The sequence below is a fragment of the Actinoplanes sp. NPDC048988 genome (assembly GCF_043197815.1).
GTDB lineage: Bacteria > Actinomycetota > Actinomycetes > Mycobacteriales > Micromonosporaceae > Actinoplanes.
In genome coordinates this window covers 126,900-149,219 of the sequence record NZ_JBICTW010000003.1, presented here as the reverse complement: position 1 = coordinate 149,219, position 22,320 = coordinate 126,900, and the positions used below count along the sequence as shown (strand labels likewise).

29 protein-coding genes are annotated in these 22,320 nt (G+C 71.5%); 14 read left to right on the top strand and 15 right to left on the bottom strand.

Annotated features, from left to right (window positions below; translation table 11 throughout):
- Positions 1–11 precede the first annotated feature (11 nt).
- Both ACGFJ7_RS11510 and ACGFJ7_RS11505 read left to right on the top strand, forming a co-directional pair.
- Positions 12–632 carry a shikimate kinase gene (locus ACGFJ7_RS11510; RefSeq protein ID WP_392642135.1) on the top strand — a complete coding sequence of 207 codons (621 nt, stop codon included), beginning with the start codon at positions 12–14 and terminating at the stop codon, positions 630–632.
- Between the two features lie 71 nt (positions 633–703).
- Positions 704–1,561: a phosphotransferase enzyme family protein gene (locus ACGFJ7_RS11505; RefSeq protein WP_392642134.1), complete on the top strand. Its 858-nt coding sequence runs from the start codon at positions 704–706 to the stop codon at positions 1,559–1,561.
- Here the strand turns inward: ACGFJ7_RS11505 and ACGFJ7_RS11500 are convergent.
- Positions 1,547–2,209 (bottom strand): nucleotidyltransferase domain-containing protein, encoded by a 663-nt coding sequence (locus ACGFJ7_RS11500; protein ID WP_360249308.1) that lies wholly within the window; start codon positions 2,207–2,209, stop codon positions 1,547–1,549. The two genes, ACGFJ7_RS11505 and ACGFJ7_RS11500, sit on opposite strands and share 15 nt — an antisense overlap.
- Positions 2,210–2,801: 592 nt before the next feature.
- Between ACGFJ7_RS11500 and ACGFJ7_RS11495 the strand changes: the two genes are divergently transcribed.
- Positions 2,802–3,794 (top strand): 1-acyl-sn-glycerol-3-phosphate acyltransferase, encoded by a 993-nt coding sequence (locus ACGFJ7_RS11495; RefSeq protein WP_392642133.1) that lies wholly within the window; start codon positions 2,802–2,804, stop codon positions 3,792–3,794.
- A gap of 349 nt (positions 3,795–4,143) precedes the next feature.
- Here the strand turns inward: ACGFJ7_RS11495 and ACGFJ7_RS11490 are convergent, their stop codons facing one another.
- Both ACGFJ7_RS11490 and ACGFJ7_RS11485 read right to left on the bottom strand, forming a co-directional pair.
- A complete protein-coding gene (locus ACGFJ7_RS11490; RefSeq protein ID WP_392642132.1) occupies positions 4,144–4,842 on the bottom strand; it encodes a hypothetical protein in 699 nt (232 codons plus the stop codon).
- 40 nt (positions 4,843–4,882) lie between these two features.
- The gene (locus ACGFJ7_RS11485; RefSeq protein ID WP_392642131.1) at positions 4,883–5,590 is read right to left on the bottom strand and encodes a VOC family protein; all 708 of its coding nucleotides are present in this window, start codon (positions 5,588–5,590) and stop codon (positions 4,883–4,885) included.
- Positions 5,591–5,651: 61 nt separating this feature from the next.
- Here ACGFJ7_RS11485 and ACGFJ7_RS11480 point away from each other — a divergent pair, with 61 nt between their 5' ends.
- Genes ACGFJ7_RS11480 through ACGFJ7_RS11470 form a run of 3 tightly spaced genes read left to right on the top strand, consistent with a single transcriptional unit; the run spans position 5,652 to position 6,894 of the window.
- Positions 5,652–5,843 carry a hypothetical protein gene (locus ACGFJ7_RS11480; RefSeq protein ID WP_392642130.1) on the top strand — a complete coding sequence of 64 codons (192 nt, stop codon included), beginning with the start codon at positions 5,652–5,654 and terminating at the stop codon, positions 5,841–5,843.
- Positions 5,840–6,430: a class I SAM-dependent methyltransferase gene (locus ACGFJ7_RS11475; RefSeq protein ID WP_392642129.1), complete on the top strand. Its 591-nt coding sequence runs from the start codon at positions 5,840–5,842 to the stop codon at positions 6,428–6,430. Before ACGFJ7_RS11480 ends, ACGFJ7_RS11475 begins: the two co-directional genes overlap by 4 nt.
- Positions 6,430–6,894 carry a hypothetical protein gene (locus ACGFJ7_RS11470; protein ID WP_392642128.1) on the top strand — a complete coding sequence of 155 codons (465 nt, stop codon included), beginning with the start codon at positions 6,430–6,432 and terminating at the stop codon, positions 6,892–6,894. The genes ACGFJ7_RS11475 and ACGFJ7_RS11470 overlap by 1 nt, the downstream gene beginning before the upstream one ends.
- A 25-nt stretch (positions 6,895–6,919) precedes the next feature.
- Here ACGFJ7_RS11470 and ACGFJ7_RS11465 read toward each other — a convergent pair whose 3' ends face one another.
- Positions 6,920–7,705, bottom strand: a complete 786-nt coding sequence (locus tag ACGFJ7_RS11465) for a hypothetical protein (RefSeq protein ID WP_360249326.1) — start codon at positions 7,703–7,705, stop codon at positions 6,920–6,922.
- Between the two features lie 633 nt (positions 7,706–8,338).
- Here ACGFJ7_RS11465 and ACGFJ7_RS11460 point away from each other — a divergent pair.
- Entirely contained in the window at positions 8,339–9,295 is a 957-nt protein-coding gene (locus tag ACGFJ7_RS11460) for a tyrosine-type recombinase/integrase (protein WP_360249332.1), read from the top strand.
- Between the two features lie 7 nt (positions 9,296–9,302).
- Here ACGFJ7_RS11460 and ACGFJ7_RS11455 read toward each other — a convergent pair whose 3' ends face one another.
- Together ACGFJ7_RS11455 and ACGFJ7_RS11450 are read right to left on the bottom strand one after the other, a co-directional pair.
- The gene (locus ACGFJ7_RS11455) at positions 9,303–9,725 is read right to left on the bottom strand and encodes an organic hydroperoxide resistance protein (RefSeq protein ID WP_392642127.1); all 423 of its coding nucleotides are present in this window, start codon (positions 9,723–9,725) and stop codon (positions 9,303–9,305) included.
- Between the two features lie 12 nt (positions 9,726–9,737).
- On the bottom strand, positions 9,738–10,166 hold the full coding sequence (locus ACGFJ7_RS11450) for a MarR family transcriptional regulator (protein WP_360249338.1): 429 nt from the start codon (positions 10,164–10,166) through the stop codon (positions 9,738–9,740).
- A 71-nt stretch (positions 10,167–10,237) separates the two neighbouring features.
- On the opposite strand from ACGFJ7_RS11450, the gene ACGFJ7_RS11445 reads away from it, so the two are divergent.
- Complete coding sequence (locus ACGFJ7_RS11445; RefSeq protein WP_360249341.1) at positions 10,238–10,750, top strand: GNAT family N-acetyltransferase; 513 nt, start codon at positions 10,238–10,240, stop codon at positions 10,748–10,750.
- On the opposite strand, the gene ACGFJ7_RS11440 is transcribed toward ACGFJ7_RS11445, so the two are convergent.
- Positions 10,718–11,494 (bottom strand): endonuclease/exonuclease/phosphatase family protein, encoded by a 777-nt coding sequence (locus ACGFJ7_RS11440; RefSeq protein WP_360249344.1) that lies wholly within the window; start codon positions 11,492–11,494, stop codon positions 10,718–10,720. The genes ACGFJ7_RS11445 and ACGFJ7_RS11440 overlap by 33 nt on opposite strands.
- 130 nt (positions 11,495–11,624) lie before the next feature.
- Between ACGFJ7_RS11440 and ACGFJ7_RS11435 the strand changes: the two genes are divergently transcribed.
- Both ACGFJ7_RS11435 and ACGFJ7_RS11430 read left to right on the top strand, forming a co-directional pair.
- Complete coding sequence (locus ACGFJ7_RS11435) at positions 11,625–12,089, top strand: heme-degrading domain-containing protein (protein ID WP_360249347.1); 465 nt, start codon at positions 11,625–11,627, stop codon at positions 12,087–12,089.
- Positions 12,090–12,137: 48 nt separating this feature from the next.
- Positions 12,138–13,094, top strand: coding sequence for an NAD-dependent epimerase/dehydratase family protein (locus ACGFJ7_RS11430; RefSeq protein ID WP_392642126.1), 957 nt, complete (start codon positions 12,138–12,140; stop codon positions 13,092–13,094).
- Here ACGFJ7_RS11430 and ACGFJ7_RS11425 read toward each other — a convergent pair.
- The 8 genes from ACGFJ7_RS11425 to ACGFJ7_RS11390 all read right to left on the bottom strand — a co-directional run bounded on the left by ACGFJ7_RS11425 (position 13,080) and on the right by ACGFJ7_RS11390 (position 19,728).
- Positions 13,080–14,033, bottom strand: a complete 954-nt coding sequence (locus ACGFJ7_RS11425; protein ID WP_360249353.1) for a pyridoxal-phosphate dependent enzyme — start codon at positions 14,031–14,033, stop codon at positions 13,080–13,082. The genes ACGFJ7_RS11430 and ACGFJ7_RS11425 overlap by 15 nt on opposite strands.
- Complete coding sequence (locus tag ACGFJ7_RS11420; RefSeq protein WP_392642125.1) at positions 14,027–14,941, bottom strand: phosphotransferase family protein; 915 nt, start codon at positions 14,939–14,941, stop codon at positions 14,027–14,029. Before ACGFJ7_RS11420 ends, ACGFJ7_RS11425 begins: the two co-directional genes overlap by 7 nt.
- Positions 14,938–15,336 carry a RidA family protein gene (locus ACGFJ7_RS11415; RefSeq protein WP_360249359.1) on the bottom strand — a complete coding sequence of 133 codons (399 nt, stop codon included), beginning with the start codon at positions 15,334–15,336 and terminating at the stop codon, positions 14,938–14,940. The genes ACGFJ7_RS11420 and ACGFJ7_RS11415 overlap by 4 nt, the downstream gene beginning before the upstream one ends.
- 23 nt (positions 15,337–15,359) lie before the next feature.
- Complete coding sequence (locus tag ACGFJ7_RS11410) at positions 15,360–16,217, bottom strand: sigma-70 family RNA polymerase sigma factor (RefSeq protein ID WP_392642124.1); 858 nt, start codon at positions 16,215–16,217, stop codon at positions 15,360–15,362.
- A 103-nt stretch (positions 16,218–16,320) separates the two neighbouring features.
- On the bottom strand, positions 16,321–16,932 hold the full coding sequence (locus ACGFJ7_RS11405; protein ID WP_360249365.1) for a response regulator transcription factor: 612 nt from the start codon (positions 16,930–16,932) through the stop codon (positions 16,321–16,323).
- Positions 16,929–18,014, bottom strand: coding sequence for a sensor histidine kinase (locus ACGFJ7_RS11400; RefSeq protein WP_360249368.1), 1,086 nt, complete (start codon positions 18,012–18,014; stop codon positions 16,929–16,931). Before ACGFJ7_RS11400 ends, ACGFJ7_RS11405 begins: the two co-directional genes overlap by 4 nt.
- A 20-nt stretch (positions 18,015–18,034) precedes the next feature.
- Positions 18,035–18,808, bottom strand: a complete 774-nt coding sequence (locus tag ACGFJ7_RS11395; RefSeq protein WP_360249371.1) for an ABC transporter permease — start codon at positions 18,806–18,808, stop codon at positions 18,035–18,037.
- Complete coding sequence (locus ACGFJ7_RS11390) at positions 18,805–19,728, bottom strand: ABC transporter ATP-binding protein (protein ID WP_360249374.1); 924 nt, start codon at positions 19,726–19,728, stop codon at positions 18,805–18,807. The genes ACGFJ7_RS11395 and ACGFJ7_RS11390 overlap by 4 nt, the downstream gene beginning before the upstream one ends.
- A 59-nt stretch (positions 19,729–19,787) precedes the next feature.
- On the opposite strand from ACGFJ7_RS11390, the gene ACGFJ7_RS11385 reads away from it, so the two are divergent.
- Genes ACGFJ7_RS11385 through ACGFJ7_RS11370 form a run of 4 tightly spaced genes read left to right on the top strand, consistent with a single transcriptional unit; the run spans position 19,788 to position 22,309 of the window.
- A complete protein-coding gene (locus ACGFJ7_RS11385) occupies positions 19,788–20,339 on the top strand; it encodes a 2'-5' RNA ligase family protein (RefSeq protein ID WP_392642122.1) in 552 nt (183 codons plus the stop codon).
- 43 nt (positions 20,340–20,382) lie between these two features.
- Positions 20,383–21,180, top strand: coding sequence for a class I SAM-dependent methyltransferase (locus tag ACGFJ7_RS11380; RefSeq protein ID WP_392642121.1), 798 nt, complete (start codon positions 20,383–20,385; stop codon positions 21,178–21,180).
- A 38-nt stretch (positions 21,181–21,218) separates the two neighbouring features.
- Positions 21,219–21,767: a hypothetical protein gene (locus ACGFJ7_RS11375; RefSeq protein ID WP_392642119.1), complete on the top strand. Its 549-nt coding sequence runs from the start codon at positions 21,219–21,221 to the stop codon at positions 21,765–21,767.
- 8 nt (positions 21,768–21,775) lie between these two features.
- A complete protein-coding gene (locus ACGFJ7_RS11370) occupies positions 21,776–22,309 on the top strand; it encodes an alpha/beta hydrolase (RefSeq protein ID WP_360249386.1) in 534 nt (177 codons plus the stop codon).
- Positions 22,310–22,320 lie beyond the last annotated feature (11 nt).

Genomic DNA, 22,320 nt, shown 5'->3' with positions numbered 1-22,320 from the left:
ACAATTTCCGGATGTCCCTGCCGCACGTGTACTGGATCGGCGGCGCCAGCGGCGCCGGCAAGAGCACCATCGCCCGTACCCTCGCCGCCCGGCACGGCCTGCGCCTCTACGACACCGACGCGGTGATGCGCGAGCACGCCACCCGCAGCACCGAACCGCAGCTGAGCGCGTTCCTGGCGATGAGCATGGACGAACGCTGGGTCGACCGCAGCCCCCAGGTCATGCTGGACACCTTCCACTGGTACCGCGGCGAAGCCTTCGACCTGATCATCGAGGATCTGCGCCGCCTGCCCACCGAACCCGGGATCATCGCCGAGGGCTTCCGGTTGCTGCCCCACCTCGTACGGCCGCACCTGCCCTCCTCGACGCCAGCGGTGTGGCTCCTGCCGACCCCGGCGTTCCGCCGCGCCGCCTTCGACAGCCGCGGCTCGACCTGGCAGATCGCCGGGCGCACCAGCGACCCCGAACGGGCCCTGGCCAACCTGCTCGAACGCGACCGCCTGTTCACCGAACGGCTGCGCGACGAACTCACCCGCGAGGACCTGCCCGCGATCACCGTGGAACCCGGCCTGACCGAAGAGGAACTGACCGACCAGGTCAGCCACTGTTTGAAGATCCACAGAGTCCGGTAGGCGACAAAAACGGCTTGACCGCGGCGCTACGGTCATGGGTCGGGAGAGCGTTTACCGTCATGGGGGCTGGTGTGCGACGTGCCGACCGTGTGGCCACGCAGGAGTGGCCGCGCACCTCACGCATCGACGCCACCCACGTCCTCGAGCGCATCGCCGACATCACCGGCGTACGCCTCGAACTCGAAGGCGCCGCCCCCGGCGGGGAAGTCGGCGCCGCCTACGTGCGCTGGCCCGACGGGCGCCGCTCCGTCCTGACCGAGGGCCGATCCCGCACCGGCCCCCTGGTCGACAAGGCCCGCGCCGCCGGCGTACCCACCGCCCGCCAAGAGCTCGCCGCGCACGTCGACGGCGCCCGCGTCATCGTCCAGCAACGCCTGCCCGGCCACCCACCCCAGGTCGTCGACGCCGCCCTGGTCGGGCAGATGATCGCCGTCAACGACCGGCTCGCCGGGCTGCTCGCCACCGAACCGAACCCGAGACCCGCCGACCTGCACCTCACCGCCGACGGCCCCGGCTTCTGCCTGCACGAACCTTTGCGCCAGCACAGCGACCGCACCGCCCGCCTGCTCGACCGCGTCCACGCCATCGGCGAGACCCACCCGGCCATGCTCGGCGACGACCTCGTGCACCTCGACTTCCACCCCGGCAACGTCCTGGTCGTCGGCGGCCACCTCACCGGCGTCATCGACTGGGACGGCGCCACCCGCGGCGACCGCCACTTCGACCTGGTCACCCTGCGTTTCATGCTGACCGGTCAAGACCCTTGCGCCGTACGCCTGCTCGACGAGCGCCTGGAAGCCATCTCCGAACGCCGCCGGCGCGCCTACTGGGCCCACATGAGCCTGCGCCTGGTCGACTGGTCCATCCGCCACCACGACGACGCCACCGTCGACCACTGGCTCGACGTCGCCGAATCAGGCCTGAGCTGAATCGAACACGTCACCGAACCCCCGCGAGCGCGCCTCCACCTCCAACGCCCCGGCAAGCATCGACGGCCGCTCCACCACCCGCGAGATCACAAAATCCGCCGTCCACGGATCCGGCAACGGATGATGGTCCAGCTCCCACCGCAGATACCGGTGGTACGGCCGCACCCGCCCGAACAACGCGAACAACGCACCCAGACACCAGCCGGCCGCCTCCATCTCCTCCAGCCGCGCCACCTCGGCCCGCCCGTCCCGCCGGCTGCGCACCGCCCGCGACACCGCGCTCACATACCCGTCGAGCTGCTCCCGGGCCATCACCTCGGCCTCCTCCGACGACAAAGACCCTTGCCGCCGTACGAGCTCAGCGATCCGCCCGTCGAGCCGGTCCAGCAAAACCCGCGCCCCACGGTACGAGTACCGCCGCCACCGATCCGACACGTCGGCCAACTCCTCAACCGACAACACCGCCAGATCCAGCCGCGGCACCCTCGACACCGGCCGCCACCGCCCCGGCGACCCCGTGATCACATACGCGTCCACATCCGAACCCGCCGTCGCCACACCCCGCGCGTGGGAGCCGGCCAACACCAGCCCCGCCACCCCAGGATCGTCACGCACCTCATCCATCAACCCGGCAAGCACCTGACTCATGGCCGCAGTATCACCGCCCCAGCAGCCTCACGGCTCCCCGGCAATCCCGCCACCTGATCACCGAAAAGGCTGTCCTCCCAGGCCAGCCCACCCGCCACGTCCCCCGATCGCGGGAGCGGAGTGAATCGGAATTGAACGCCCCCAAGCCCAGTGGGAGATTCGCCCGGGCGGGGCGGGAGACGATCCGGTGATCCCGGCCCCCGGTGGACGTGGCCCACACCGACGCGCCGCGCACCGACGATCAGGCCGGCTCCGAACAGCTCACGGCCCGCCCGGCGAAGCGCCCCTGACGGCGAGTTGCCCGGCGGCCACACCTCGTGCCCTTCGAGGTGACCGCCTCGCGGACCGCCGTCACCTGAACCGCGCCCGCCTCACCCGCCTGACCTTATCCTGTTCCAGGGCCTGACCGCGGCCGAGGAATCCCACCGTGGCGACCCGTAACCCGTCCACCGGCCGCCCCCGGCAGGGGTCGGGATTCCGCTACTCGCCGCGCGGAAGGTCCCGAGGCGGCGACGCGGTGCTCCCGGCCCATTCGATGTGATCAACAGCCCACCCCCGCCGCGCAGGGAGCCATGCGAGTATTACCGGCCTGATGGACAGCACACCCCCTCCGCGGACGCCGCTCATGTGGCGGTTCATGCTTCTGCTCGCCCGCCTGGTCGTCCTGCCCCTGTGCCGGCTGCGGGTCAGCGGCACCGTGCCCGCCGACCTGCGCGGCCGGCCGCTGATCCTGGCCGCCAACCACGTCAGCCCGTTCGACCCGATCGTCATGACCGCCGCCTGCCACAAAGCCGGCATCGCCCCACGCATCATGGCCACCGGCGGCCTGTTCGACGCGCCGATCGCCGGCCCCGCCATGCGCGCCGCCGGGCACATCCGCGTCGACCGCAACACCACCCGCGTCGCCGACGCCCTGCCCGCCGCCACCCAGGCCCTGCGCGACGGCGCCATGGTGCTGCTCTACCCGGAGGGCCGCATCGGCCTCGACCCCTGGATGTGGCCCGAACGCGGCAAAACCGGCGTCGCCCGCATGGCCGCCGCAGCCGGCGCCCCCGTCCTGCCCGTCGCCCAGTGGGGCGCACACGCCGTCCTGCCCTACACCACCCCCGAACACCTCCTGCGCTCCCTGCTGCACGCCATCCGCCGCCGCCCCGTCGTCCACGTCCGCTTCGGCGACACCCCGATCGACCTGTCCGGCGTCACCGGCACCCCCGGCGCCCAAGCCATGCAGGCCACCCGGCTCATCATGGACGGCATCCACGACACCCTCGCCGCCCTACGCCCCACCGAAATGCAGACCCCACACCACGTCGACACCACCCGCCCCCCGGACCCGTCCCGCATCCGCCCCCGCCGCCCCGCCCACCCCGACAAGGCCCCACCCGAGCAGGCCAACGCCGGCCCAGCCCATCCCGGCCAAGCCCACTCGGAGGAGACCCATCCCGGCCCAGCAGCCCATCTCGGCCCAGTCCATCCCGGCCCAGCCGACATCGGCCCAGCCGACACCGGGCAAGCCGACACCGGGCAAGCCCATCCCGAGCGGGCCAACACCGACAACGCCGACACGGAGAAGGCCCAGCCGTGAAGGCAACGCCCAAACAAGCCGGCGCGGAAAGCCAGCGTCGAACAGCCGTCCCGAACCGCTGGCTCCGCACAAACGGGCGCCAGACAAGCCGTCCCGGGAAGGCTCGCGTCGACAACCGAAACTCGGGACCGGCCGGCCCTGGCTGCCCCGAGGTAACGGGCAGCCGACACGACCGCTCGCAGAGAGCAAGCTCGGCGCTGGGAAAGGTGGCCCTGAGAGGCCAGCCCTATGCGAGCCAGCTCGACGCCGAAAAGGGGCGCCGAGAGGTCAGCGCCAGCTCGGCGCCGCTCGCCCTGGCGCCGCTCGCCCTGGCGCCGCTCGCCCTGGCGCCGGGAGGTCAGCCGGGAGGTCAGCCGGCCTCGCCTAACTCGGCCAGACGGGCCTCGACCTCGGCCAGCTCGGCTCGCAGGCGCTGCGCCTGGGCCTCCGCCTCGGCCCGCTCCGCGGCCAGGATCTGCTCCACGGCCTCCTGCACCCCGGGCACGTCCACCAGCGACACCATGCGCAGCGCCTCGGCCGGGCGGATCACGTACGGCTTGGCCAGAGCCTTCGCGCCCTGGTTGGCCGCCACCGTCCACTCACCCTCGGCGTACGCCAACGTCACCGTCAGGCCCGGAGCCGGTTTCGCCTTCGCCGGGCGCGCCGCCGCCTTCTTCGGCGCGGGAGCCGGAACCGCGGCCGCCGAAGGCGGCTCCTCGGCCCTGCGCGGAGCGGGCGGCGCCTTCACCGGCTGGTCCAGCACGAACGGCGGACCGGCCGGCTTCGCCGGCTCCGGCTCGGGGGCCGGCGCCGCCTTCTTCGCCGCGGCGCCGCGCGGCGCCACCCGAAGGTCGGCGGGGGAGAAGGGCAACTCGTCCTTACCGAAACGCACCACCACGAACTCGTCGGACTCCGCCGGATCGCCCAGGCCCACCACCTGGCCGATCTGACCGGCGATCTGCCCGGCCGCCTCGGTGAACTGCACCCGCGGCTTACGCCCGGCCGCCAGCTGATCCCGAAACGCCTGCAGCTCCTCGCCGCTCAACCCCGCCTGCGCCGTCGCCACCATCTCGACCCCACCTCTTCGAACGTTTGTTTGAACAGTTCTATCAGGCCCCTCCGACACTTTCCGGCAGCGGGGCGCGGCCCGTCACGCAATACTCACGGCCCACCGGATCACGCAACGTCGTCCACTCACCCGGCACCCGCCGCACCACCGACGCACCCCACCCGACATGCCGCGCCACCTCGGCGTCCACGTCCGTACAGGCCAAATCCACATGCATCCCGGCCACCGCCGAACCGACCCGCTGCACCAGCAACTTCAACGGCATCCCGGGCCCGCGCTCCAAATGCTCGAACTCCGGCCGATCCGACGGCCGCCGCTCCCAGCCCGTCAGCCCCCGCCAAAACTCGATCTCCGGCTCGAACAACCCCGACGGCACATCCACACACAACTGATCCACCCCACCGCCACGCCCACCCGGCCGCCGCGCCTCACCCCGCCACGACACCAGGCAGAACACCACCCCGGCGGGGGAGCGCACCACCACCAGATCCCCCTCGTCGAACACCACGACCGCGCCCCGCCCGACCGCCTCGACCACAGCCTCCGCCACGTCGTCGACATGCAAATCCAGGTGTGTACGCGGGGGAGAACCCGCCAGCACCTGCACCCGCAGATACGCGTCACCCGCCGGCGGCACCAACGTCGCGAACTCACCCGCCGCACCCCGCCGCGCCGACAACCGCGACCCCGTCACCGCCTCCCAGAACGGCTCCGCCACCCGCGACGGCGAATCCAGAAACCCCGTCACCCACCGCACCCGCACCACAGCCACCCCCACACCCGGCACCGAACCCGGAACAATACGGCCCATGCGCATCCGCCCGGCCACCCCCGACGACATCCCCGCCATCGCCGAGATCGGCGCGAAGACCTGGCCTGCGACGTACGCCTTCGCCGGCACCGACTACATCGCACACGGCCTCACCGAACCGCACCGCCGACCGGGGGAGCACCCCGGATGGCCCGACACCGTCCGGCTCACCACCAGGGAGCAACCATGACCGACGCCGACGAATTCGACGCCCTCTACAACGCCCCCGGCCACCCACCCTGGGAGATCGGCCGCATCCAGCCCGCGCTCACCGCCGTACTCCAATCAGATCTGCCCGGCCCCAAGATCCTCGACCTCGGCTGCGGCACCGGCGACCTCGCCATCACCCTCGCCCGCCGCGGCTACGACGTCACCGCCGTCGACGTCTCCACCGTCGCCATCGACACCGCCCGCGCCAAAGCCGGGGGACTACCCCTCCACTTCGAAGTCCAGGACGCCACCGCCCTGACCCTGCCCACCACCTACAACACGCTCATCGACTGCGGCCTGCTGCACAACCTGCACCGCCGCGGCCACGCCGACGCCTACATCGCACGGCTACCCGAACTCGCCGCACCCGGCGCCGCCCTCATCGTCCTGGCCATCTCCCGCGAAGGCAGCCAGGACTGGGGACTCACCGAACACGACCTGAACACCGCCTTCCCCGAACCCACCTGGACAGCCACCACCATCGAACACACCCAGATCACCGCCGACGACGCCGGCCGGCAGCTGCTCCTGCCCGCACTCCTGCTGCGTACGACGAAAGCCGCTTGATGCCCCCAACCCGATTCCGTGACACCGGCGCCCGCCTCAGCCACGTCGGCGACGACATCCTCGTCCACTGCCCGGCCTGCGACGGCCCCGCCACCGTGCGCCCCCACAACACCCGACTACACCGACGACTGACCTGCACCAACTGCGCACACACCGCCACCTGGACGGCACCACGCCACGGCGCCGGCCACCTCCTGCCACACCTGAGCGGCCCGAACGACCCGTACTTCAACCGCCCACTCTGGCTGCGCACCGACTTCCGCGGCCACACCCTGTGGGCCTACAACGCCGCACACCTCACCCTGCTCCAGCAATACCTGACCGCCCACCTGCGCGAACGGGCCCACCTCCGAAGCTGCTGCGACATGAGCATGCTCGAACAGCTCCCCGCATGGCTCAAAGCGGCCAAACACCGGACAGCCCTCCTCCAAGCCACCCACACGCTGCAGTCCCAACTCCCATGACCAGCACGGCAGGGGAGTAGCACCGCTACTTCCCGCCCCCGGCCGTGGCTCTTCGCCGGGCCTGCGGGAGCAGCCGGTCCACCTCCGGCCAAGGCATCTGCTCCCACATCACCTGGCAGAGGCGGTCGACCGCGGCCGCGCCGTCCGGCGACAAACGCCCAACGGGCAGCCCGTCGACGAGCTCGTTGAGAAAGGCAGCGAACGTGACCACCCGCCACCGGTCGACCGAGTCCAAACCGGGGTACTTCTCCGAAAGCACGACCGGCACCGCCGACAGGAACACCCAGGCCACGTCGTCCGCCGGGCTGTCGCGGATCCACGAGGGCAGCCAGTTGTTGAAATAGCAGTAATAGTCCAGCTGCGGGATCCCACAGGCCCAACCGCCGCCGTACGCCTTGCCGTGATAGCCGTCCGCCCACGTGCAGCCACAGTCGGACAGGTCATGCGGCCGCGTCCCGTACGGCATCTGCAACGGGTCGGCGACGGCCCGGGCAAGACGGTCCGCGTACCGCCGAGCGGCCGGATCGTCACGCACCGCCTCAGGCCGCGCGAACGACGCGAGTGACCACTGAGCCGGACCATGGGCGAGTTTGACCTCGACGACGGCACCCAGACGCGAACCGGACCCGGCGATGGCCAGATCGCCACCGCGCCGGCGAGGCGGGCACATCCACATCCACAGCTCGTCCGACCGCGCCAGCGTCCGGCGGGGGCCCGGTGACTGCTGCGTCAGCGCCGCAGTCACCGGCGCGATCAGCTCGGGGAAGCCGAAGGTCTCATAGATCGCCGCGGTGACAGCCTGCTCGCCCATAGAACCATCATGACGGCGCTGATCCATCGAAGACATGCCAGGTCGATAGTTCACATTATGTTAAGTAACGGCTTTTTGAAGGTAGGTGGATGCAGCCCAGCAACGTCCCGGAGTCTTCCCTGGCGATACCGATGATCCTGTTGCACCTGCAGTGGCACCGCAGGCGTTCTGTGGCCATCTGCACGGGGCCGTCCAAGCATTGGTGTGTCAATTTCGGTCTCGTGGGTTCCGCAGGCCGCACATCTGAAGTCCTGCTCGGCGCGCATCCTGTCGTACTCGTCCGCGCGGATGCGCGATACAACCTCCACAAGTTCATGCGCCGCACCGCATCCGGGTTCGCGCGGCGCCACGCGGAGTTCTCTCGCCGCCGACATTCCTTACACACGGAATCCAGTCCGCTCGCGCGTCGGCCGAACTCCCCGCGCTGCTTGGCGGCGCCGCATCCGCCCTTCCCCGAACAGATTCTGGGCTCGGTGTCTAGCGACGAGTCGTCGTCGGAGTGCACTGACATGCGCTGAGTATTCGCCGGGCAGGCCGGTTTGGGTGTCCTGCGGTGGTGTTGCCAGCCATGTCGACGAACTTGGCAACGCTCGCGCCTCGCGACGTCCGTACAATTGGTGGATAATATCTCATATGCAGCAAAGTGGTGATTTGCCAGTCAGAGAGCTCATCGACGACTTTTTGGCGGCCCGGGCTACGCGGAAGCCGTCGGTGCACACGTTGAAGGCGTACGAGCGGGACCTGGGTCTGATCGTCGGGCTGATCGGCGAGGAAGGGGTAACTCTGCGTGACCTCTCCCCCAGGGCGCTGCGGGGGGCTTTTGCGAAGTTCGCCGGTGAGCGGGCCCCGGCCTCGGTGGCCCGCGCCTGGTCGTCGTGGAACGCGTTCTTCACGTTTCTGGTGACGGAGCAGGTGGTGGCCGGGAATCCGATGTCGGCGGTGGACAAGCCGCGGCCGGCGGCCCACTCCCCTAAGCCGTTGCGGGGTTCCGACACTCCGGAGCAGCTGCTTGATGCGGTGAGCCGGGCCGATGAGCGGCAGCGTGATCCGTGGCCGGAGCGGGATCTGGCCGTGCTGGCTCTGGCCTTGTGTGCTGGTTTGCGGCTTTCCGAGTTGCTGGCGTTGCGGATCGGGTCGGTGATGGGGCGGCCCGGTGAGCGCTGGGTGGAGGTGGCCGGTAAGGGTGGGCGGCCGCGCAGTGTGCCGATCGAGCCGGAGTTGGACGCGGTGGTGGATCGGTATGTGGCGAGCCGGCGTGTGCGGTTCGGGCGGGCCGACGCGGATGAGCCGATGCTGGTGGATCGGCGTGGGGCGCCGTTGCAGCGGGGTGGGCTGCAGTATCTGGTGCAGTCCTGCTATCGGCGGGCGGGGATCAATGATCGGGTGCCGCGGGGTGCTCAGTTGCATGCTTTGCGGCATACGTTCGCGACGCGGCTGGCTGAGGATGGGGCGAACGCGTCGGAGATCATGCGGTTGTTGGGGCATGCGTCTTTGGCGACGTCGCAGAACTACATCGAGGTGACGGCGGCGCAGCAGCGCGCGGCGGTGCGGGCGAATCGCACCAACCGCGCGCTGCGGGGTCTTGCTTGAAGGGTGATCAGGCGACGGTGAGGGTGACCTCGACGTTGCCGCGGGTGGCGTTGGAGTACGGGCAGACCTGGTGGGCGGCTTCGAGCAGGGCGCGGGCCTGGTCTTCGTCGAGGCCGGGGATTTCGGCTTCGATGCCGACCGTCAGGACGAAGCCGGGGCCGTCGGTCTGGGGGGCGACGCCGACGTCGATGGTGATGGCGGTGTCGGTGAGGGTGATTTTCTGGGAGCGGGCGACGAGTTTGATGGCGCTGTGGAAGCAGGCGGCGTAGCCGGCGGCGAAGAGTTGTTCGGGGTTGGTGAGGGCGCCGCCGGGGCCGCCCATCTCCTTGGGGACGGCGAGGTCGAAGTCGAGGACGCCGTCGCTGGAGCGGACGTGTCCGTTGCGGCCGTCGCCGGTGGCGGTGGCGGAGGCGGTGTAGATCGCCGGCATGTGGTGTTCCTTTCAGAGGGGTGCGGATGCTCGGACTTTGCCGAGCAGGTGGTGCAGTTGGGCGAATTCGTCTTCGGTGAGGTCGACGGCGCAGGCCACTTGGGCGGGTAGGTCGGCGGTGGCGGTGCGCAGGGCGTTTCCTTGGTCGGTGAGGTGGATGACGACGGTGCGTTCGTCGTGGATGCCGCGCGTACGGCGGACGTGTCCTTGATTCTCGAGTCTTTTGAGCAGTGGGGAGAGGGTTCCGCTGTCGAGGTCGAGGATGGTGCCGAGTTCGCGGACGGTGGTGGGTCCGCGGTGCCAGAGGACGCGCAGGGCGAGGTATTGGGGGTAGGTCAGGCCGAGGGTGTCGAGCGTGGGCCGGTAGATGGCGGTCATGGCGCGGCTGGCGGCGTAGAGCTGGAAGCACACCATTTGCTCGAGTCCGGTGGGTTCGACCATGCGGAAACGGTAGTGCGCAATTGAGTTGTGCGCAACTAGAAAGGATGGCCACGCTGTGTGATCATCGGCGCGTGCCGGATATCCGTTTTGTAGAGCTCTCCCCCGCCGTGCTGACCGCTCTGGTCGACGGGGACCTGGAAACCGCCAGTGCCGTCGCCGGGCAGCCGCTGAGTCAGTACCTCGTGCAGGAGTCCTGGCTGTGGCGGGTGCGCTTGGCGGACATCGCGAAGAATCCCGAGGCCGCGCGCTGGATCGCGCGGGCCGCGGTGGCCGACGGCGTGGTGGTCGGGCACGGTGGTTTCCACGGGCCGCCGGACGAGAACGGGGTCATCGAGGTGGCGTACTCGGTCGATCCCGCGTACCGCCGCCGGGGTTATGCCAAGGCGATGCTGCGGGCGCTGCTGGAGCGGGCGGCGGCCGAGCCGGGGGTGACGGCGGTGCGGGCGAGCATCCGGCCCGACAATGTGGGGTCGAAGGCGACGATCGCCGGGTTCGGGTTCAAGAAGATCGGTGAGCAGTGGGATCCGGAGGACGGTCTGGAGGACGTCTACCTACGGCCGGTCGAGGTGCACGAGCAGGGGTAGATGGTCGGAGATCGCGGCGCGCGGCGTGGCGACCTGGACGACGCGGCCCAGGGTGGGAAGGTCGCGCGGGTCGGCGAGGATGTGGTCGAGCTGGGCGCGCGGGGAGAACGAGGGGAACGTCGCGGCCCGGGCCAGCGGGCGCCAGCCGGTGACGGCCCGGACGGGCCGCGCCGGCATGTTCAGGTCGCCCAGCAGGACGCGGGGTCCGGGCAGCCCGCGGAGCGCACGGACGGCATGTCGTAATTGGCGCAGATTCCACCCTGGGACGAATGAGAGGTGGGTCGTCGCGACGGTCAACGGTCCTCGCGGGGTGGACAGCACGGCGGCGAGCAGCACCCGGGGTTCGTCCTTGAGCAGCCGCAGGCCGTTCTCGGGGTCGTAGAGCGGGGACCGGATGGGTGCGGCCGGCAGCGCGGTGATCTGCCAGCGGGTCACCGGGTAGCGGCTGACCAGGGCGATGCCGTACAGCGGGTGGGTGTTGTCGTCGTCGCTGCGCCAGGGTTGCCACTGCTCCCCCGGTGTGCCGACGACGGCGGCCGCGAAGCGGTGCACGGTGGCGCCCATGGCCTCGGCGGCGACGGCGGTGAGGTCGAGCAGGCCGCTGCGGGGCTGGGCCTTGTCGACCTCTTGCAGGCCGAGGACGTCGGCGTCGAGTTGCGCGACCGCGGTGGCGACGCGGTCGGCGTGTACCGTCCCGTCGGACAGTGATCGGCCGTGCAGAAGGTTGAAGGTGGCCAGGCGCACGATTACGAACCCTAGCCAACGAGGAGGCCGCCGTGTTCATCAAGATGCTCTGCTGCTCGATGATGATCTTTATCGCAGTGGGGTCGCTGGGGATCTGGCTGCGGCGGCGGCGCGACCGATAATGCTGGCCATGAGTGACGATCTGATCGCCGGGCTGGAGCAGCAGGAGCGCGAGCTGGTGTTCGCGCGGTTCGACAACGACGATGCGTGGCGCCTGGGCAGTCTGCTGGTGGCTACGGCGAAGCGGCGGGGGCTGCCGGTGGTGGTGGACATCCGCCGGGGTACGCAGCAGCTGTTCCACGCGGCGTTGCCGGGCAGTGTGGCCGACAACGACACGTGGATCGACCGGAAGGTGCGGGTGGTGGAGCGCTACGGCGCGTCGTCGTACCTGGTGGGCCGGCGGCTGGCCGCGAAGGGTCAGCAGCTGGACGCGGGTATGGGTGTCGAGCCGGCCCTGTACGCGGCGCACGGCGGGGCGTTCCCGATTCGGATCACCGATGTGGGTGTGGTGGGTGTGGTGACCGTTTCCGGTCTGCCGCAGGCCGACGATCACGCCCTGGTGGTGGAGGTCGTGCGGGAGTTCCTTTCGCTCTGAGCGATGAAACCTTCCCTCGCGGGGCCCGGGTGAGCAGAGTCGCGGGGCATGAGGGTCTTGGTTCTCGGTGGTACGGGGTTCGCGGGGCGAGCGGTCGCTGAGCAGGCCGCCCGCCGTGGCGACGAGGTGACGTTGTTCAACCGGGGCCGCCGCGGTGGTGCCTCACTGGTCGGTGACCGGCTGGCCTCGGATGGTCTGAAGGCCCTGGAGACCGGCGAGTGGGACGCGGTGGTCGACACGTGGTCGGCCGACGGGCAGGCGGTGCGGCGCACGGCCGAGCTGCTGCGCGGGCGGGCCGGGCATTACACGTACATCTCGAGCCGGTCGGTCTACCGGTGGCTGACGCCGGGGCCGCTGAGCGAGGCGGCGGCGCTGGTCGAGGAGACCGAGCCGGGGTACGCCGGTGACAAGCTGCGCGGTGAGCGGGGTGCGGCCGCGTTCGGCGGGCCGGTGCTGCTGGCCCGGGCCGGGCTGATTCTGGGTCCGTACGAGGATGTCGGGCGGCTGCCGTGGTGGCTGAACCGGATCGCGCGGGGCGGGCCGACGCTGGCGCCGGGGCCGCGGGAGCTGCCGTTGCAGTACATCGACGTGCGGGATCTGGCCGCGTTCGTGCTCGACGCCGCCGCCGCGCGGCTGGACGGGCCGTACAACCTGGTCAGCGAGCCCGGGCACACCACCATGGGTGAGCTGCTGGAGACGGCGAACGAGGTCACCGGCGGGCACGCGGAGCTGCGGTGGACCGGCCCCGAGGTGATCGTGGCCAAGGGGGTCGAGCCGTGGACGCAGCTGCCGATCTGGTTCCCGCCGGGCCCGGAGCAAGAGTTCATGAACACCGCCGAGGTCGGCCCGGCGGTACGGGCCGGGATGCGCTGCCGGCCCGTACGGGAAACCGTTGTTGACACCTGGTCGTGGCTGCGCTCGCTGGGGCAGCCGGCGCCGCAGCGCGACGACCGCCCCCGCGTGGGTCTCGATCCGGCGGTGGAACGGGAGTTACTCGGCGAGTAGGGCGGCCAGGCGGGCGGCGCCGACGTTGCCGCCGGAGACGATGACGCCGATGCGGGCCGGCGGCGGGTCGAGGCGCCCGGCGAGCAGGGCGGCCAGGCCGCTGGCCCCGCTGGGTTCCATGACCTGCTTGAGGCGGTCGACCGCGAAGCGCAGGGCGTCGCGCAGCTCGTCGTCGGTGACCAGCACGATCCGGTCGACGAGGTCTTTGTTGATCGAGAAGGTGAGTTCGCCCGGGGTGGGGGCGGCCTGCCCGTCGGCGATGGTGCGCGGCACGGCGATGGTGACCCGCTCCCCCGCTTCCAGGGAGCGTTTGGTGTCGTCGCCCTCGGCCGGTTCGACGCCGATGACCTCGATGCCGGGGTGCAGGCCCTTGGCGGCGACGGCGCTGCCGGCGATGAGCCCGCCCCCGCCGACCGGCACGACGATCGCGTCGAGCTCGCCGACCTCCTCCAGCAGCTCGAGCGCGGCGGTGCCCTGCCCGGCGATGACGTCGGGGTGCTCGTAGGGCGGGATCAGGGCGAGCCCGCGGTCGGCGGCGAGCTGGTTGCCGATGGCGACCCGGTCCTCGGTGTACCGGTCGTAGGTGATGATCTCGGCGCCGTATTCGCGGACGGCGTCGAGTTTGGAGGCCGGGGTGTCGGCCGGCATGATGATCACGGCGGTGGAGCCGAGCTGGCGGGCGGACAGGGCGACGGCCTGCGCGTGGTTGCCCGACGAGTAGGCGGCGATCCCCCGGGCCAGCTGCTCGGGTGAGAGCCGGGCGATGGCGTTGTAGGCGCCGCGGAATTTGAACGCCCCGATCCGCTGGAGGTTCTCCGCCTTCAGGTACACCGTCGCCCCGACCCGCGCGTCCAGCGTCCGCGAGTGGATGACCGGGGTGCGGTGGGCGACCCCGTCGATGCGCTTGGCGGCTTCCCTGACGTCCTGCAATGTCACCATGGCGCCGATCCTAGTGACGGCGCGGTGAGCCGGGCGTGCAGGTCGTCGACCCACTGCTCGGGGGTACGGCCGCCGGGCAGCGTCACCTGGGCCTCGGCTCGCCACCGGGCGTCGCCCAGCACGGTGCGCACGTGCCAGGCCAGGATCCGGTCGACGTCGAGGGCGGTGCCGGCGATCCGCTGGTAGGCGGCGACGGTCGCGGTGAACAGGTCCACGCCGGCGTCGCCGGGCAGGCAGCGCAGGTCGAACTCGGGTTCGCCGAGGCCGGCGGTCTCCCAGTCGACGACCAGGCGCAGCCGCGACGACACCGGATCCCACAGGTGGTTGTCGCCGTGCAGGTCGCCGTGCACGACGACCTGGCGGCCCGGGGTGGCCAGGATCCGGTCGGCCCGGTCGCACCACGCCCGCACGAGGTCGCGCTGGTCGGCCCGGATCCAGGAGTCGAGACCGGCGCGCAGGGTGTCCGTGGTGGTGGGCGGGGTGGAGGGTGGCAGTGGGCGCAACGCGGCGAGGACCCGCGGATGGTGCAGGGCGGCCAGCGCGGCGGCGAGCTCGGCCGCCGCGGCCGGTGACCGGAACTGGAAGAACGGGACCGCGTCGGCCCGGTGCGTGATCAGCAGGACGGGGTCCTGGGACGTCGCCGCCACGGCGGGCAGCGGCACCTCGGGCGCGGCCGCGCGCAGCGCCGCGATCACCCGGATCTCGTGCCGGAGGCGCCGGGCGGGTGGCTCGGCCCAGGCGAACTTCACCACGTACCGGCCGTCGACGACAGCGGTCGCCGCACGCCACTGCGGGCCGGCGTCCGGCTCGACCCCGCGCAGCACTATGGGGCCGTCGGCGAGTTCCGGCGCCACCCGGCGCAGAGCGGCCCGCAGGGCCGGCTCGGTCGGTGCGCTGAGCCAGGTCACAGGGCGGCGGTCAGGTCGACCTCGACGAGCTGCCCCTGATAGCCCAGCGACGCCACCCCGAGCAGGGTGCTGGCGGTGGTGAACGCGTCGCCCAGCGGTGACGCGGTGAGCTGTTGCCACACGGCGGCCAGCACGGCGCTGTCGGGGCTGACGACGTAGACGACCGAGCGGACCACGTCGGCCGGTGCCGCGCCGGCCGCTTCGAGGACCCGCAGGCAGTTGGTGATCACCTGGGCGGTCTGGGCCGTGTAGTCGCCGGGCGCGCCGGCGACGGCGCCGGACACGTCGAGCGGGCACTGCCCGGCCAGGTGGGCCAGCCGGCCCGCCTCGGAGATGGTCACGTGGCTGTAGCCGGCCGGCTCGTGGACGGTGGACGGATTGATCCTCTCCAGCATCGGCCCATCATCGCCGCATGCGGTCAGGCCGCGGCGAGCAGCCCCTGGGCGGTGGTGGCGCGCAGGCGGGTGGTCATGGTGGAGCGGGCGCCGATCTGGGCCGCGTAGACGGCGCGGCGGCGGGCCACGGCGCCGTTACGGGCGGCGCCGTTGTCCTTCTGCTCCATGTGGGTGCTCAGGCCGTCCTTGAGCAGGGCCAGGGCCTCGGTACGCAGCTGCGAGACCCGCGACTCGGTGACGCCCAGCTCGGCGGCGACCTCCGAGAGCGGGCGCTCGCGCAGGAAGGAGGCCTCCACGACGAAGCGCAGCCGCTCGGGCAGCACGGCGACCGCGTCGTGCAGGTAGCCGATGCGCTCGCGGTGCAGCAGCATCTCCTCGGGGTTCAGGGCGGTCTCGGTGACCATGTCCTCGGCCGTGCCGGCGGCGAAGCCCTGCAGCGACAGGACGGCGGCGCGCTGCACGTCGTCGTCGATGGTGGCCAGCTCGGCCACGGCGACGCCGAGCAGCTCGGCCAGCTCGGTGTCGCTGGGGGTGCGGCCCAGCTGGGCGGTCAGCTCCTGGCGGGCCTGCTCGGCGCGGCGGGCCCGGGCCCGCACCGAGCGGCTGGCCCAGTCCATGCCGCGCAGCTCGTCGAGCAGGGCGCCGCGGACGCGGGCGGCGGCGAAGCGGCCGAACGGGATCCCCCGCCGCGGGTCGTACGCCTTGACCGCGGTGACCAGGGCGGCGTAGCCGGCCGAGGCGAGGTCGTCGCGGTGCACGTGGGCCGGAACCTTGAACAGCATCTCGCGGACCATGTGGCCGACCAGGGCCATGTTCTCGCGGATCAGGGTCTCCTGGGCGCGGGTGACGGTCGTGATGGTCGTGATGGTCGAGCTGTTCATGGTGGTTCCCCCCTGTCGTTGCTGACGGGGAGAACTTTTTCGGCCTACGGGTGCAGCCGGAGACTACTTACGGTTGCCGCTCGGTTGCACTCGGAATTTCTTCTCAAGTGAGCAGCCAGCCGTTCTCCACGGCCAGCCGCACCGCCTCGGCCCGCGTACGGGCGCCGGTCTTACCGATCGCCGAGGACAGGTGGTTCCGCACCGTTCCCTCGGAAAGGTGCAGCTCACGGGCGATGTCGGCGACGGTGCCGCCGTCGCGGGCGGCGCGCAGCACCCCGGTCTCGCGGTCGGTCAGCGGCGAGTCGCCCTGCGCGAGCGACTGGGCGGCCAGGGCCGGGTCGACCACCCGCAGCCCGTCGTGCACGCGGCGGACCGCGTCGGCCAGCTGCCGGGCCGGGGTGTCCTTGACGATGAACCCGCCGGCGCCGGCCGCCATGGCCTGGCGCAGGTAGCCGGCCCGGCCGAACGTGGTCACCATCAGCACCCGGCAGCCGGGGCGGGCCACGCGCAGGGCCCGGCAGGCGGCGATGCCGTCCAGGCCCGGCATCTCCACGTCCAGCAGCGCCACGTCCGGCTCGTGGGCGAGCGCGGCCGCCACGACCTCGTCGCCCCGGCCGACCTCGGCCACCACCTTCAGGTCGTTCTCCATGTCGAGCAGGGCCGCCATCGCCCCGCGGACCAGAGCCTGATCGTCGGCGAGCAACAACTTGATCATGTCGGTACCTCCACGCGTACCCGGAAGCCGGGATGATCTTCACGACGTCCGGCGGTGAACGTCGCACCGGCCGCCTCGGCACGACGGCGCAGCCCGGCCAGCCCCTGCCCGGCGCCCGGCGGACGGTCGGGACAGGGGCCGTCGTCGAGGATCTCGACGCTGCCGGGACCGACGCGCACCTGGGCGTGGGTGGCGTGGCTGTGCCGCACGATGTTGGTGACCGCCTCCCGGATCGTCCAGGCGAACAGCTCCCGGTTGCGGCTGGGCACCTCGTCGGCCACCCCGGGCAGCTCCGCCTCCACGTTCGCCGCGGTCAGGGCCTCCCGGGCGGCGGCGATTTCCCCGGGCAACGAGATGCCGCGCATCCCCATGGCCGTGGCCCGCACGTCGGCCAGCGCGTCACGCGACAGGGCCTCCAGGTCGCGCAGCTCGGTGCGGGCCCGCTCGACGTCGACGTCGAGCAGCCGCTGGGCCAGCTCGGCCTTGACCGCGACCACGGTCAGCGAATGCCCGAGGATGTCGTGCAGGTCGGCCGCGATACGGGCCCGCTCGTTCTGCACCGCCAGCTCGGCCAGCTCCCGCTGGGCGGCCAGCAGGCTGCGCTGACGCTCCACGGCCAGCCGCAGCCCGTACGTGGCGGCCGAGCCGAGCAGCACGGCCAGGCCGTAGCCGTTGTCGTTCCAGCCCGGCACCAGCAGCGGCAGCGCCTCGGCCAGCACGAACAGGGCCACCGCGAACGGCAGCGCCTGCCGGATCGGCAGACAGATCATGGCCAGCGCCGCCATGTAGACCAGGCAGGGCAGGGCGTGGTTGCCGGCGCCGGGGATCTGCAGGGCGAACAGGGCCATCATCAGCGCGATGCCGAGCCACATCCGCGGCACGAACCGCGGCGGTGGCGGCTGCTGGCGCGAGAGCCGGGCCCGGTTCGCCAGCACCGCGTAGCAGAGCGCGAACGCCACCACGGCGACCAGGCCCGCGTACCGCCACCAAAGATCCTCGGTCGTGAGCAGCGCCTTGACGTTCTCACTGAGGTAGAACAGCCAGACAGCGGCGAACAGCGGACCGAAACGTGCGGCTGTCATGGCTGTGAACCTACCGCTGCTCAGACCCGGGCCGTGTCGCGGCGGAACCGCCACATCGCCCCGGCCGCGAACAACCCCGTCCAGACGAGCACGTTCAGCGTGGCCAGCCACAGGTTCCCGTCGTGGGTCAGCGGATAGCGGGCCAGCTCACCGACCCCGTACACCGGGGTGAACTTCGCGATCGTGGCGAACGTGCTGCCGAGCTCGTCGACCGGCACGAACAGCCCACCGGCGAACGAGAGCACCGCCAGCACCGGGCCGAGGATCTGCATGACGTTCTCACTGGGCAGCAGGTAGCCCATGAACAGGCCGAACGCGGCGAACACGAGCGCGCACGCCCAGGCCAGCAGCCCGCACAGGATCCACGCGGAAGCCGGCAGCTTCGCCCCCGAGACGGCGCCGACCGCGAAGGCCACGACCACCGACACCGCCCCGATGATCATCGCGATGACGATCTTGGTGGCGATGTAGGCGTACGGGCGCAACGGGGTCAGCCGCAGCTGCCGGCTCCACCCGGCGGCCCGCTCGATCGAAACCATCGCGCCGCCGCTGGTGGTGGCCAGCATCGCCCCGTACACGGCCATGCTGACCAGGACGTAGCCGGTGAGGTTGCCCCCACCGACCCGTTCGGTCTTGTAATCGGCGCTGGTGCCGAAGAGCAGGAAGAACACCGCCGGGAAGACCAGCGTGAAGATCACCGTGCGTTTGTTGCGGAGCACCCGCCGCAACTCCAGCTTGATCATCCCGAGGGAGAAACCGCCGAACCGGGGCAGCGTGCGCGTCATCACGGTCATTTCGACACCTCATCAGCGGTCAGGGCCAGGAAAGCGTCTTCGAGGTTGCGGCTGGTGATCTCCAGGTCCCGGGCCGCGGTACGGGTGAGCAGGTACCGGGCGATCTCGTCGCTGTCCCGGCCGTGCAGGAAGATCGTCTCGCCGCGGACCTCGGCCTTGTCCACGCCGGCGATCGCCAGCAGGTCACCCTCGACCGCCCCCGGCAGCGTCGCCCGCACCGTACGGCCGGAAGCCAGGGCCTTGACCTCCGAAGCCGTGCCGTCGGCGACCACCCGGCCCCGGCGCACGAACACCACCCGGTCCGCGTACGCGTCGGCCTCCTCCAGATAGTGCGTGGCGAAGATGACCGTCCGGCCGCGGCTGGTGTCCTCCCGGATCGCCGACCAGAACTCGTGCCGCCCGCCCACGTCCATACCGGTCGTCGGCTCGTCCAGGATCAGCAACTCCGGATCCGGCAGCAGAGCCATCGCGAACCGCAGCCGCTGCTGCTGCCCGCCCGAACACTTACCGACCAGCCGCTTACCGACCTCGGTCAGCCCGGCCCGCTCCAGCGCCGCCTCCGCGTCGGCGCGGGAACGGCCGAACAACACCGCCGTCAAGCGCACCGTCTCCTCGACGGTGTAGTCCTTGAGCAGCGCCCCGGTCTGCATGACGGCCGAGACCAGGCCGAGCTCGACCGCCTCGTGCGGCGCCCGCCCGTACACCCGGACCGTGCCGCCGGTGGGCCGCTGCAAACCGAGCAGCATGTCAACTGTCGTGGTCTTACCGGCCCCGTTCGGGCCCAGCAGCGCGACCACCTCGCCCGGCCGGATGGTCAGGCTGATGCCGTCGACGGCGGTGACCGCACCGAAGCGCTTGATGACACCGTCGAGCTCGACCGCAGCCGCGGTCGTCAGATCAGGTGAAGCCGTAAGGGTCATGCGAACAATGCTCGGACCCACCCGGCGCGCGCGGCTGGGCCGCCCGTCACGACCCGCCCATGACATCCGTCATCCACAATGGCGTGGTGCACCCGACTCACAGCGCCCTCATCCTCGCGGTCGGCGAGGCCGAACCCGTCGTCGCCGCGCACCGCGAACGCCTCGACGCCGCCGCCGGCTGGGGCGTGCCCGCCCACATCACCGTGCTGTACCCGTTCCTGCCGCCCGCCGACATCGACGAGCACGTCCTGGCCGTGCTGACCGGCACCGCCGCGTCGGTGCCGGCCTTCTTCTGCGCCCTGCAGCGCGTCGACTGGTTCGGTGACAGCGTCCTGTGGCTCGCCCCGGCGCCGGCCACGCCGATCATCACCCTCACCGCCGCCGTCGCGGCCCACTTCCCCGGCTGCCAGCCGTACGGCGGACAGTTCACCGAGATCGTGCCCCACCTGACGATCGGCCACGACCACCCCCGGGCCGACCTCGAAGCGGCCGCCGCCGACATCACCGCGCACCTGCCGATCCACGCCAGGATCTCGTCCCTGCGGCTGATCACCGGGCGACCCGAACCGGGCGGCTCGTGGGCGACCCGCGCCGAGTTCCCGCTCGGCTGATATTGCGTTGCCGCCGGCCACCGGCCACAGAAGGATCGACGGCATGCGACCCGAAATCCTCGACTACTACGAACTCGGCGGCGAGACCAACCGCCTGGCCGCCGGCACCGGCCGGCTCGAGTTCCTGCGCACCTTCGACGTGCTCAACCGCGAACTGCCCGCCCCGCCGGCGTCCGTGCTCGACGTCGGCGGCGCCACCGGCGTCTACGCCGAACCCCTGGCCGCCGCCGGCTACCACGTCCACGTCATCGACCCGGTGCCCGCCCACGTGCGCGACGCCGCCGCCCGCCCCGGCGTCACCGCCACCGTCGGCGACGCCCGCGACCTGCCCGCCGACGACTCCAGCGTGGACGCCGTCCTGCTCCTCGGCCCGCTGTACCACCTGCTCGACTACGACGAACGCCTCACCGCCTGGCGCGAAGCCGCCCGCGTCGTACGCCCCGGCGGCGTCGTCATCGCCGCCACCATCAGCCGCTACGCGTCACTGTTCGACGGCTTCGTCAAGAACTACGCCCTCGACCCGCGCTTCCGGCCCCGCGTCGACCGGGTCCTCGACGACGGCCGGCAGGAAGCCGTCGGCGAGCTCGGCAACGGCTGGTTCACCAGCTCCTACCTGCACCACCCGACCGAACCCCCGGCCGAGGCCGTCGCCGCCGGCCTGAGCGTGCGCCGCCGCGTCGGCGTCGAAGGACCCTTGGGCCTGCTCGGCTCGCGCCTCACGGAAATCCTCGCCGACCCGGCCGAAACCGCGCTGATGCTCGAGATGCTGCGCACCGTCGAGGAGGAGCCGACCCTGCTCGGCGTCAGCAACCACCAGCTCACCATCGCCACCCGCCCCTGACCGATCGGGGCACACCCGCGTTGTGGCAGACTCCCGCCGTGGGTGACGAAACGGGCGGGCGGCTGACCCGCGAACTGATCGCCGTCGATGGCGGCGAATGCTCCGGGCTGCTGTTCGACAACCCGGTCGTCGGCCTGGAACCGGCCCTGACCTGGACGCTGCGGATCCCGTTCGCGCCGGTCGGCGGCGACCCGGTGCTGCTCGAGATCGAATGGCTGCCCGACACCACCACCGGCTGGCGCCACCTCGACGGGCTCGACGTGACCAGCAAGGCGTTCGCCGACCCGGCCGAAGCCGTCATCCACCACCACGGCCACCACCGCTACGACCGCGCCGACGTGACGATCACCACCCAGGACGGCCCGTCCGTCACCGCCGCGGTGACCCTCGCCGGCGACCTGGACGGCCTCGGACCCGACGAGATCACCTGCACCGCGGCCCTGCGGTTCACCGGCATCACCGTGCAACTGCGCGGCGTCGCCGACCCCGCCGACGCCCTCAGGCGCCTCGCCGGGCACACCGACACCACCGGCTTGATCGAAATCGACGACCCGAGAGGCATCGCGTTCCGCTTCGGCCCCGGTTAGCGTGAATCATGGCAGACGCAGTGGTCATCCCCGGAGCACGCTACGGCCCCGTCGCCGGCCTGCTCGCCTACGCCGGCACCGTCCCCGAGAAACGCGGCGCCACCGCCCACGCCCACGAGTGGACCACCACCCCGCCCCCCTTCGACGATCAAGAGATCGAGACCTGGGTACGCGACCAGGTCAGCCCCGTCCTCGACAGCCTCGCCGGCCCGGCCCTGCTGATCGGCAAGTCCCTGGGCAGCAACGCCGCCCGCGTCGCGGCCGACCGCGGCCTGCCCGCCGTCTGGCTCACCCCGCTGCTGCACTGCCCCTGGATCGTCGAAGCCCTGCACCACGCCACCGCCCCCTGCCTGCTGGTCGGCGGCACCGCCGACAAACACTGGCACAGCGCCACGGCCCGCCGGCTCAGCCCGTACGTGGTCGAGGTACCCACCGCCGATCACGGCATGTTCGTACCCGGGCCGCTGACCGACTCGATCGCCGTGCTCGCCCGCATCGTGGTGGCCGTGGAGGAGTTCCTGGACGAAATCCAGTGGCCCTAGATCTCCCGCGC